Source organism: Streptomyces calidiresistens (assembly GCF_014141525.1).
In the GTDB taxonomy this organism is placed as follows: domain Bacteria; phylum Actinomycetota; class Actinomycetes; order Streptomycetales; family Streptomycetaceae; genus Streptomyces; species Streptomyces calidiresistens.
This window is the reverse complement of the sequence record NZ_VKHS01000101.1, coordinates 1-10,746: the sequence shown is the minus strand read 5'-3', so window position 1 is coordinate 10,746 and position 10,746 is coordinate 1. Positions and strand designations below refer to the sequence as shown.

Annotated in this window: 8 protein-coding genes; 7 read left to right on the top strand and 1 reads right to left on the bottom strand. The window is 75.8% G+C overall.

The window, feature by feature from the left end; genetic code table 11:
* From FOE67_RS06975 to FOE67_RS06965, 3 genes are all read left to right on the top strand, one after another.
* Positions 1-606: DoxX family membrane protein (locus FOE67_RS06975; protein ID WP_228473634.1), on the top strand; the 606-nt coding region annotated here is incomplete at its 5' end.
* Positions 607-1,072: 466 nt separating this feature from the next.
* Positions 1,073-3,007: a C39 family peptidase gene (locus FOE67_RS06970; RefSeq protein WP_182661558.1), complete on the top strand. Its 1,935-nt coding sequence runs from the start codon at positions 1,073-1,075 to the stop codon at positions 3,005-3,007.
* A gap of 168 nt (positions 3,008-3,175) precedes the next feature.
* Positions 3,176-4,354, top strand: a complete 1,179-nt coding sequence (locus FOE67_RS06965) for an acyl-CoA dehydrogenase family protein (protein ID WP_182661556.1) — start codon at positions 3,176-3,178, stop codon at positions 4,352-4,354.
* Positions 4,355-4,410: 56 nt separating this feature from the next.
* Here FOE67_RS06965 and FOE67_RS29010 read toward each other — a convergent pair whose 3' ends face one another.
* The gene (locus FOE67_RS29010; protein ID WP_228473633.1) at positions 4,411-5,040 is read right to left on the bottom strand and encodes a hypothetical protein; all 630 of its coding nucleotides are present in this window, start codon (positions 5,038-5,040) and stop codon (positions 4,411-4,413) included.
* Between the two features lie 263 nt (positions 5,041-5,303).
* Between FOE67_RS29010 and FOE67_RS06955 the strand changes: the two genes are divergently transcribed.
* The 4 genes from FOE67_RS06955 (at position 5,304) to FOE67_RS06940 (ending at position 10,687) form a co-directional block, all read left to right on the top strand.
* Positions 5,304-5,744: an Lrp/AsnC family transcriptional regulator gene (locus tag FOE67_RS06955; protein WP_182661554.1), complete on the top strand. Its 441-nt coding sequence runs from the start codon at positions 5,304-5,306 to the stop codon at positions 5,742-5,744.
* A 57-nt stretch (positions 5,745-5,801) separates the two neighbouring features.
* Positions 5,802-7,469, top strand: a complete 1,668-nt coding sequence (locus FOE67_RS06950; RefSeq protein ID WP_182661552.1) for an amidohydrolase — start codon at positions 5,802-5,804, stop codon at positions 7,467-7,469.
* A gap of 615 nt (positions 7,470-8,084) precedes the next feature.
* On the top strand, positions 8,085-9,890 hold the full coding sequence (gene lnt / locus FOE67_RS06945; RefSeq protein WP_182661550.1) for an apolipoprotein N-acyltransferase: 1,806 nt from the start codon (positions 8,085-8,087) through the stop codon (positions 9,888-9,890).
* 53 nt (positions 9,891-9,943) lie between these two features.
* Positions 9,944-10,687 (top strand): polyprenol monophosphomannose synthase, encoded by a 744-nt coding sequence (locus FOE67_RS06940; RefSeq protein ID WP_182661560.1) that lies wholly within the window; start codon positions 9,944-9,946, stop codon positions 10,685-10,687.
* Positions 10,688-10,746: the final 59 nt, after the last annotated feature.

The following is a 10,746-nucleotide window of genomic DNA, read 5'->3' as shown; positions in this document are numbered from 1 at the left end:
GGCACCAAGCCCCGACGCCCGGAGTCCCCGGCCCCGGCGGTCCCCCGCCGCGAGGCCCCGGCAGCCGGAACCGACCAGGGCTTCGGCGCCTCGCAGGCGGGACGTCTGCTCGCGGTCCTGCGGGTCGCGACCGGCCTGATCTTCCTGTGGGCCTTCCTTGACAAGATGTTCGCCCTCGGCTGGGCCACCCCCTCGGGGCGCGGTTGGATCGAGGGCGGCTCCCCGACCGCCGGGTTCCTGGGATCGGTCTCGGTGGGCCCCTTCGAGTCGGTCTTCAACTCCTGGGCCGGAGCGGCCTGGGCGGACTGGCTCTTCATGTTGGGACTGCTCGGCATCGGCCTCGCCCTGGTCCTCGGGGTGGCGCTGTGGCCCGCCGCGATCGCCGGTGCGCTGATGCTGGGCTTCATGTGGGCGGCGGTCTGGCCGCCGGCCCGGGCCCTGAGCGACGGCTCGCCCAGCGGCTCCACCAACCCGTTCGTCAACTACCACGTCGTCTACGCGGCGGTGATGTTCGTCCTGGCCTCCACCCGGGCCGGTGACACCTGGGGCCTCGGACGCATCTGGGCCCGCGTCGCCCCGGTCGGCCGGTTCCCCTGGATCCGCTGACCGCACGGCCCGCCCGGCCGCGTCACGGCGAGAACCCCGCCACCCCTCCCGGGGCGGCGGGGTTCTCGCATGCCCCCGTCCACCCGACGGCCGGGGCGCCCGGAAACCGCCTCGACGGTTCCCGGGACCCGGCCCTTCCCCGGGGGTGCTCGGACGGCCGTCCCGCGCCGCGCCCGGCCGGGTCGAACCGCCTGCGGCACCCCGTATCGGGCGCCCTCCGGGATCGGCCCCCGGGTGCCCGCAGCCGGCCGCGGGACCCTAGCAGAGGCGGAAGCCGACCCCCGAACCTTTATCGGTTGGTGATGATTCCGCGTCATGCCGACCGGCGCCCGGTCTACCTTCCGGATGCGTTCCGAGCGGGCCTCCCGTGCCCGCCCCGCCCGGCACCCACGGGCGCGCCCCTCCTCACCGTGCCGCGAACCGTGGCCGTGCGGGAAGAGGGGCGGCATTCCGGAAAGGAGAATCCGTGCGCCTGGTCCCCCGGCGTTCCGGCATCGGCGGAGCCTTCACCTCCGCCCACACCGTCGGCACCGGCATGGTCATCGCCGCGCTCGCCCTCACCATGGCCGCGCTGCTGATCCCCGTGAGGCTCTTCGAGGGAACGGCGGTGGCCGGTCCCGGAGGTCTGATCATCGACGACGGACTGGGCACCCTGACCACGCAGTACGGGCCCCTGACCCCCACCGACCGGGACTTCGTGCGCAAGGTGCGCAGTGCCGGCCTGTGGGAGGGCCCGGCGGGACGCCAGGCCCAGGAAAGGGGCCAGAGCGAAAGCGTGCGCATCGCCGGCAACCACCTGGTCGACGGCCACAACCTGCTCGACGAACTCGCCATCGAGACCGGTCGGGTGCTCGGCATCGAACTGCCCAACCAGCCCACCGCCCAACAGCGCGCGTGGCTGGCGGAGCTGGAGGCGGCTCCCATCGATCAGTACGAGGTGCTGTTCGCCAACATCCTGCGCCGCGCCCACGGGCGGGTCTTCACCCTGGTCGCCCTGGTGCGCGCCGAGACCCAGAACTCCCTGGTCCGCGAACTCGCCAATCAGGCCAACGAGACGGTGCTCGACCACATCACCGTTCTGGAGAACACCGGCCTGGTGGACTACGGGGCGCTGGACGACGACGGCATCGGAAGCATCAGCAAACGCGTCGCCGGCCCCAGGTCGCCGCGTCGCGCCCGTCGCACCGCCACGGGGTGCGGTCGACGCCGCCCCGACGGACGCCCGGTGGGCCGTCCGGGGGGCCGCTCGACGGACGAACCGCCGGTCCCGACGTCCGGGGGAGGACGCCGGGTCGTCCCCCGGGAGGGCGCCGCCGACGCCCGCTGGACCTCCCCCTGGCTGCGACCCGCCGTCCCGGCCGACGAGATCATCGTCTCCTGGAACGCCGAGACCCCACCGGGCACCGGCGTGCGGATCGAGGCCGAGGTGCGCTACTCGGACACCGGCCGCTCCCCCCGCTACACCCTCGCGGAGTGGGCCCTGCACGACACCGACCTCGATCCGCGCCGGGCCTCCGTGGCCGGACAGGGCGACGGCACCAGCCGGGTGCTCACCGACACCATCGCCCTCGACGACGCGGAGGGCCCCGTCCGCATGACCGGCTGCCGGTTGCGGGTGACGTTCCTGCGCGCCCCCGGTGGCGCCCGGTCCGTGCGGGTCCCGATCCTGCGCCGGCTGGCGGTCATGGCCTCCGACGTCCCCGTCCGCGACACCGTGCCCGCCGTGCCGCCGGGACCGGCGCGCGGGATCGAACTGGACGTCCCCGCCTGGTCGCAGTACGTCCACACCGGACGCCACCCCGAGTACGCCGGTGGGGGAGAGGCCTGGTGCAGCCCCGCCTCCACCCAGATGGTCCTCGCCCACCACGGCCACGCCCCCGATCCGGCCGCCCTGGCCGACCACGATCCCGACCACGACGACCCGTGGATCTGCCACGCCGCCCGTCACACCTACGACCACGTCTACCGGGGCTGCGGCAACTGGCCCTTCAACACCGCCTACGCCGCCCACCACCCGGGGCTGGCCGCCGTCGTCACCCGATTGGCCTCGCTGGAACCCCTGGAGCACCTGATCGCGGCCGGCCTCCCGGTGATCACCTCGCAGTCCTTCCGCGCAGAGGAACTGCCCGGCGCCGGCTACAACACCCCCGGACACCTGCTGGTCGTCGCCGGCTTCACGGCGGACGGCGACGTCGTGGTCCGCGACCCGGCCGGCCGGGACAACTCCGACGTGCGCCGGATCTATCCCCGCCGGGCCTTCGAGACCGTCTGGCTGCGCACCCGCCGCCCCCTGGCCGGCGGCGGCACCGGGAGCGGCAGCGGCGGGGTGTGCTACCTCGTCCACCCCCTGCGCCCGACCGCCGCGCAACGGGCCGCCCTGCGCCTGGCGGGCATGCGCTGATCCCCTCCCGGCCGTGACGCGACGCCGCTGATCAGGCATACTCCAGACGCGATCCGGAGCGACCCGTCCCCGCCGCGACCCGGCGAACCGGGCGCCCCGGTCCCCCACGGCAGCGGCGCCGCACCCGGGATGTCCGCTGCCCCGTGCCCGACAGGGAGGACGAGCGAGATGACCCCCGCCCCCGGTCCGCTGCCCACGCGACCCACCCCCGACGCCGGGGAGACCCGGGCCCTGATGGAGTTGGTGCGGCGTCTCGCCGAGCGCGAGATCCGCCCCGTCGCCGACGAGGAGGAGGCCGCCGGACGCTTCCCGCGCGAGACCTTCCGCACCCTTTCGGAACTGGGCCTGCTCGGGCTGCCGTATCAGTCCGAGCACGGCGGCGGCGACCAGCCGTACGAGGTGTACCTGCAGGTGCTGGAGGAGTTGGCGGCGGCCCGGTTGACCGTCGGCCTCGGTGTCTCCGTGCACTCCCTGGCCTGTCACGCCCTGGCCCGCCACGGGACGAAGGAGCAGCGCGCCGAGCACCTGTCCGCGATGCTCGGCGGCGGCCTGCTCGGTGCCTACTGCCTCTCCGAACCCACCGCCGGCTCCGACGCCGCCGACCTGCGCACCCGCGCCGTCCGCGACGGCGACGACTGGGTGATCACCGGCACCAAGGCGTGGATCACGCACGGCGGGATCGCCGATTTCCACACCGTCCTGGCCCGGACCGGCGGTCCCGGTGCACGCGGCATCACCGCCTTCCTCGTACCCCGCGACGTCCCCGGTCTCCAGGCGGCCGCGCCGGAGCGCAAGATGGGGCTCAACGGCTCCCCCACCGCCCAACTCCACTTCGACGGCGTGCGGGTGCCCGACGACCGGCGGCTCGGCGAGGAGGGGCAGGGCTTCCGGATAGCCCTGGACGCCCTGGACGGCGGACGCCTGGGCATAGCCGCCTGCGCCGTCGGCCTGGCCCGCGCCGCCCTGGACGAGGCCGTGGCCTTCGTGACCGACCGGCGCCAGTTCGGTCGACCCGTCTCCGACTTCCAGGGCGTGCGGTTCGCGTTGGCGGACGCCGCCACCGCCGTGGAGGCGGGGCGGGCCCTGTACCTGGAGGCGGCCCGCCGGTACGACGCGGGCGAGCCGGTCTCCCGCCACGCCGCGATGGCCAAGCTCTTCTGCACCGACGCGGCGATGCGCGTCACCACCGACGCCGTGCAGCTCATGGGGGGATACGGCTACACGGCGGACTTCCCCGCCGAGCGGTACATGCGGGAGGCGAAGATGCTGCAGATCGTGGAGGGCACCAACCAGATCCAGCGGGTGGTCATCTCCCGTCACCTGATCGGCCCGCCGGAGCGCGACTGAGCCGTTCCCGCCCGGGGCCCCGTGCGACGCGGGGCCCGGGTGGGCCGGGTCGGTGTTCAGGCCGCGCGGGGGACGACGGACGGTCGCACCGGCCGGGCCCCGGGGCCGCCCCGGTGGGAGAACGGCTGCAGCCGCCAGTCCAGACCCTCGGGCAGGGCCGTCGGGAACACCTCCGTGAGCGTCTCCCCGTCCTCCGCCGCCTCCCCGATGTCCTCCGGCACGGGGCGGCCGGTGCCGCCGCAGACGGTGAGACCGAAGGGGTTCCAGGGGGTCGGGCACAGCGCGTGCACGGGGAGCAGGCCGGGGCCGGACGTCAGCAGGATCCGCTGGCCGCACTCGGGGCACGTCGCCCGGAGTCCCTCCCCCGCGGGGTTCCCGGTGTCCGCGGGCCCCGGGGCGTCCGTCCACTCGCCGGGGTCGCCGGTCTCCACGAGGACGAGCGGGACGGGGCGCTCCATCGGGTGCCCGTTCCGCCCGCCGCACCCGTCGCCGTCGGCCGGAGGGGCGTCCGCGGGCTCGGCGGAGACGCCCGGGGCGGTGTCCACCACCGGGGTGAGGTGCTCCCGGGGGGAGGGAAGGACGGTTCGGCCCCGGGCCCCGGTGGTCGTCCGGACGGGAACGGAACGCTCCGGGCGGCGCTCGGCGGCGTCCCGGACGGTGCTGCCAATGGTCTTCACGGTGCGCATGGCATCCCCCAGATGCGGAACTGTGGCCCGTGGGCGCCGAACTGTGGCCCGGGCCACAGCAAGCACTGCCCGTGGCGGGGCCCCGCTAATCGCGGCGCATCGCCGCACACGGCGGCACGATTGTGGGCTTGATCACAGCCCGGGTGACCGGATGCGCCCCCGTGCGCCGGGGAGGGGGCGGACGGGGCGAGCCGCGAACACCCGGTGTACACGCTCCGCCCCCGACTGTTCCGCCGCCCCCGCTGCGGGTAGGTTGACCGACTGTGGAGGAACTGGACCGGCACATCGTGGAACTGCTCCTGCGCGACGGCCGCATGAGCTACACCGACCTGGGCAGGGCCACCGGACTGTCCACCTCCGCCGTCCACCAGCGCGTGCGCCGTCTCGAACAGCGCGGGGTGATCCGCGGCTACGCCGCCGTCGTGGACCCCGACGCGCTGGGACTGCCCCTGACCGCCTTCATCTCGGTCAAGCCCTTCGACCCCAGCGCTCCCGACGACATCGCCGACCGGCTGGCGGGGGTGCCCGAGATCGAGGCCTGCCACAGCGTCGCCGGTGAGGAGAACTACATCCTCAAGGTCCGGGTCGCCGGTCCGGCCGACCTGGAGCACCTCCTGGCCCGGGTCCGCTCGCTGGCCGGCGTCTCCACCCGGACCACCGTGGTCCTCTCCACCCCCTACGAGGCGCGCCCGCCGCGGGTGTGACCCCCCGCCGCGACCCCGGCCGGCCGGTCGACGGCGGCGCGCGCGAGACTGATCGACATGAGTCGGCGCACCGCACCCGAAGAACCAGGATCCCCCGTTCCCGAACCCGGCGCCCCGCCCCGCACCGTGCTGCTGCGCGGCGGCACCGTCCACACCCCGGCCGACCCCTTCGCCACCGCCATGGTGGTGCGCGGCGACACCGTCGCCTGGGTGGGGGCCGAGGGCGCCGCCGACTCCTTCGCCGGGGTCGCCGACGAGGTCGTCGACCTCGGGGGCGCCCTGGTCACCCCCGCCTTCGTGGACGCCCACGTGCACGCCACCGCCACCGGCCTGGCGCTCACCGGGTTGGACCTGGGCGGGGCCCGGGACGCGGAGGACCTGCTGCGCCGGGTCCGGGAGCACGCCCGTGGTCTGCCCGCCGACGAGGTCGTCCTCGGCCACGGCTGGGACACCGCGGCCTGGTCGGACCCCCGGCCGCCGACCCGGGACCGCCTGGACGAGGCGGCGGGGGGACGGCCCGCCTACCTCACCCGGGTGGACGTCCACTCCGCGTTGGCCTCCACGGCCCTGCTGGAGCGCGTGCCCGGCGTCACCGGACAGGCCGGCTTCGACCCCGGGGGGCCCCTGACCGACGCCGCCCACCACGCGGTGCGGCGGGCGGCCCACGCCTCCGTCGGACCCACCGTGCGCCGGGCGGCCCAGCACGCCGCCCTTCGCCGCGCCGCGGAACTGGGCATCGGCGGGTTGCACGAGTGCGCCGGGCCCGACATCTCCTCCGCCGAGGACCTCGCCGCCCTGCTCCGCCTGGCGGCTGCGGAACCGGCCCCCCGGGTGCACGGGTACTGGGCCGAGGCGGTCACCGCGCCGGAGGCCGCGGTGGCGATCCGGGAACTCGGTGCCGTCGGAGCCGCCGGCGACCTGTTCGTCGACGGCTCCCTGGGCTCGCACACCGCCCTGTTGGGGGCTCCCTACGCCGACGCCCCGCACACCCGGGGCACCGCCCACCTCGACGCCGCGGCCGTCGCCGACCACGTGACCGCCTGCACCCTGGCCGGGGTGCAGGCCGGCTTCCACGCCATCGGCGACGCGGCGGTCGACACCGTGGTCGAGGGGGTACGGACGGCCGCCGAGCGGGTGGGCGTCGAGCGGGTCCGTGCCCTGCGCCACCGCGTCGAGCACGCCGAGATGCTCACCGCCGACACCGTGGCGGCCTTCGCCGACCTGGCCCTGACCGCCTCGGTGCAACCTGCCTTCGACGCGGCCTGGGGCGGACCGGAGGGCATGTACGCGACGCGGCTGGGCCGCGAGCGCGCCGCCGGTCTCAACCCCTTCGCGGCGCTCCTGCGCGCCGGCGTGCCCCTCGCCCTGGGCTCCGACGCCCCCGTGACGCCCCTGGACCCCTGGGGTGCGCTGCGCGCCGCCGCCCACCACCGCACCGCGGCGCACCGGATCTCCGTCCGGGCCGCCTTCGCCGCCCACACCCGGGGCGGCTGGCGGGCCCTGGGCCGTGACGACGGCGGGGTGCTGGTCCCCGGGGCGCCGGCGGACTACGCGGTGTGGCGGGTGGGGGACCTGGTGGTGCAGGCCCCCGACGACCGGGTCGCCCGGTGGTCCACCGACCCCCGTTCCGCCACCCCCGGGCTTCCGGACCTCTCCCCGGGCGAGCCCTCCCCGGTGTGTCTGCGCACGGTGGTGGCCGGCCGGGTGATCCACACGGCGGGGTGAGTCCGCGCGGGGGATCGGCGCCGGTCGTGCACGGCGCCCCCGGGCGCGCCGGCGGGTTCCCGGCGCCGTCCCCGCCGGCCCGAACGGGTGATTCATCGGTGCCCCGTCGGTGACCGGCGCACCGCGCGGTGTCGGGGCGCCGGGGCCCGCCCGGGCGTCCGACACGCCGGGGGTTCCGCCCAACGCGCGTCCCCGACCTGCGGGTTCGCAAGGTCTTCGCAGGTCGGGGGCGTGTTGACAGTCGGTCGGAGCCGAGGGGTAGGTTCGGCCGCGTCCACCACGGGACGTACCGGTCGGTGTGTCCGCGCGCCCGCCGAAAGCCGTCGGATCACAGGGTGGGGGTCACCACGCCCCCACCGGGAGCCAGGTCCGGTGTCGGCGCGGGCGGGCGACGGGCCCCACCCTCCGGGCGGGTGCGACCCGGGCGGGGACCGGTGTTCAACAGACAACGGCCCCGGGGTGCCGCAGCCAGCGACCCCGGGGACCGGCCCGAAGAACATCGGACCCCGCCCGCCGCCCGAGGGCCGGTCATCGCCTCCCCGACCGGTCCCCCCGCGGCCGGGACGCGGTACGGTCGATCACCGAACCGTCTTGTCTCCCGTGAGGACCACGCCCATGCCGGCCGGCCACCCGACCGCCCCCGTCGCCGACGACGACCGCGCCGGGGAAGCGCCCGGCGTCGGTGACCGGCCCGCCGCCGAACGCGGCGTTCCCGCCGGGTCCCCGCCGGTCGCCGCCCCCGGTCCCGGAGGCCCCGACTCCCCACCGCGGCGGCGGATACGGCCGGCCCCGTCCGGCACGGTGGCCCGGGCGGTCGCCGCCGCCCCGGCCGGCGTGGCCCTCGCCCTCGCCTTCCCTCCCTACGGCTGGTGGCCGCTGTCGGTGCTCGCGGTCGCGGCGCTGAGCCTGCTGGTTCGGGGCACCGGTGCCCGTCGGGGAGCCCTGATCGGGTTCTGTTTCGGTCTGCCCTTCTTCGTGGTGCTGCTGAAGTGGCTCCACGTCATCGGGTGGGACGTCACCCTGGGCCTGGCGTTCCTGCAGGCGCTCTTCCCGATGGCGCTGGGCGCCGGCCTGGCCGCCACCTCCCGCCTGCCGCTGTGGCCTCTGTGGACGGCCTGCCTGTGGGTCGCCCAGGAGTGGGCCCGTGACCGGATCCCGCTGGGCGGCTTCCCCTGGGGGCGGTTGGCCTTCGCCAACACCTCCACCCCCTTCACCCCCCTCGCCGCACTGGGCGGGGCGCCCCTGGTGACCTTCGCGGTGGCCCTCACCGGCGCCCTGCTGGCCCTCGTGGTCCTGCGCCTGGCAACGGCCCTGCGGCGCCGGGGGCAAAAGCCCGCCCCGACCCCCTCCCGCGGCGTCCTGCGGGCCGTGCCGCCCCTGGCCGGGGCCGGTCTGGCCCTGCTGGCGGCCGGTGGCACCGTCGTGGCCGGGAGGGCGGTCCCCGTCCCCACCGAACCCGCCGAGACGGTGCGCATCGCCGTGGTCCAGGGCAACGTCCAGCAGCCCGGCATGGACTTCCTCGGTCGGCCGATGCTGATCCTCAACAACCACGTGGACGCCACCCTCGACCTGGCCCGGGACGTCCGCGAGGGCCGGGTCGAGCGACCCGACCTGGTGATCTGGCCGGAGAACGCCTCCGACCTGGACCCCCACCGCCACCCGCAGGCACGCGCCGCGATCGACCGCGCGGCCCGCTCGATCGGGGTGCCGATCCTGGTCGGGGCCCTGGTCGACCACCCCACGGAGACGGGGTACGTGGAGAACCAGGGCATCGTCTGGGACCCGGTGACCGGCCCCGGCGACTCCTACACCAAGCAACACCCGGTGCCCTTCGGGGAGTACGTCCCCTTCCGGGCCCAACTGAGCAAGGTGATCACCCGGCTGGAGCGGGTGCCCCGCGACTTCTGGCCCGGCGAGGAGACCGGTGTCCTGGATGTCGGCCCCGCCCGGCTCGGTGACGTCATCTGCTTCGAGGTGGCCTACGACGGCATCGTCCGCGACACCGTCAACGCCGGGGCCCGGGCCCTGGTGATCCAGACCAACAACGCGACCTACGGCCACACCGGGCAGCCCGAACAGCAACTGGCCATGTCGGAGCTGCGGGCCGTCGAACACGGGCGGGCGATCGTCACCGCCGCCACCAGCGGCATCAGCGCCATCGTCGCCCCGGACGGAACCATCGTGCAGCGCACCGAGGAGTTCACCCGGGAGGTGCTGGTGGGTGAGTTGCCCCTGCGCGACGAACGCACCGTCGCCGACCGGGTGGGCGCGGCCCCCGAATGGGGTCTGGCACTGCTCGGCCTGGCGGCGTGGGGAGGCGTCCTGCTGCGCGATCGCCGGGCCGCCCGGACCGGGACGGCGGCCGACCCGCGCGGCCCCGCGACGTCGCGCGACGAACGGCCCGGGGACCTTCCGGCGTGAGCGGCCCGCGCGCCTCCGACGCCGGGGAGGACCCCCCGGACCCGTCGGAGCCGATGGTCCCCGTGGCGCCGGCCCTGGTGGTGATCCCCACCTACAACGAGGCGGCCAACCTCCCGCCCCTGGTCGAGCGGCTCCGCCGGGCGGTCCCGGAGGTCGACGTCCTGGTGGTCGACGACAACAGCCCCGACGGCACGGGACGGGTGGCCGACCGTCTGGCCGCCGCGGACCCCGCCGTCCACGTGTTGCACCGCCCGGGCAAGGACGGCCTGGGCGCCGCCTACCTCGACGGCTTCCGCTGGGGCCTGGAGCGCTCCTACCGCTGTCTGGTCCAGATGGACGGGGACGGTTCGCACCTTCCCGAGCAGCTTCCCCGTCTGCTCACCGCGCTCGACCGGGCCGATCTGGTCATCGGGTCCCGCTGGGTCCCCGGCGGCCGCATCGTGCACTGGCCGCGCCGCCGACAACTCCTGTCGAGGGGCGGCAGCGGTTATTCCAGGCTGCTGCTCGGCCTGCCGCTGCGGGACGTCACCAGCGGCTACCGGGCGTTGCGCCGGGAGGTGCTGACCCCGGGGCTGATGGCGGACGTGGCCGCCCGCGGTTACTGCTTCCAGGTGGACCTCGCCCACCGGGCGGTGCGGGCGGGCCTGCGGGTGACGGAGGTCCCCATCACCTTCGTGGAGCGCACGGAGGGCGACAGCAAGATGAGTCGGGAGATCGTGGCGGAGGCCCTGTGGCGGGTCACGGCCTGGGGGATCGCCTCCCGTTTCCGCGCGCTGACCGGACGGGGGCACACTTGATCCATGACCTCCGCCACTCCGCAACCGCGTGACCCCCGTACCCGTCGTTCCGTTCCCCC

Bases quoted from the DNA above. Each gene is read 5' to 3' on its own strand.
- FOE67_RS06965 (WP_182661556.1), top strand. From the start codon at position 3,176: ATGACCCCCGCCCCCGGTCCGCTGCCCACGCGACCCACCCCCGACGCC.
- FOE67_RS29010 (WP_228473633.1), bottom strand. From the start codon at position 5,040: ATGCGCACCGTGAAGACCATTGGCAGCACCGTCCGGGACGCCGCCGAG.
- FOE67_RS06950 (WP_182661552.1), top strand. From the start codon at position 5,802: ATGAGTCGGCGCACCGCACCCGAAGAACCAGGATCCCCCGTTCCCGAA.
- lnt (WP_182661550.1), top strand. From the start codon at position 8,085: ATGCCGGCCGGCCACCCGACCGCCCCCGTCGCCGACGACGACCGCGCC.
- FOE67_RS06940 (WP_182661560.1), top strand. From the start codon at position 9,944: ATGGTCCCCGTGGCGCCGGCCCTGGTGGTGATCCCCACCTACAACGAG.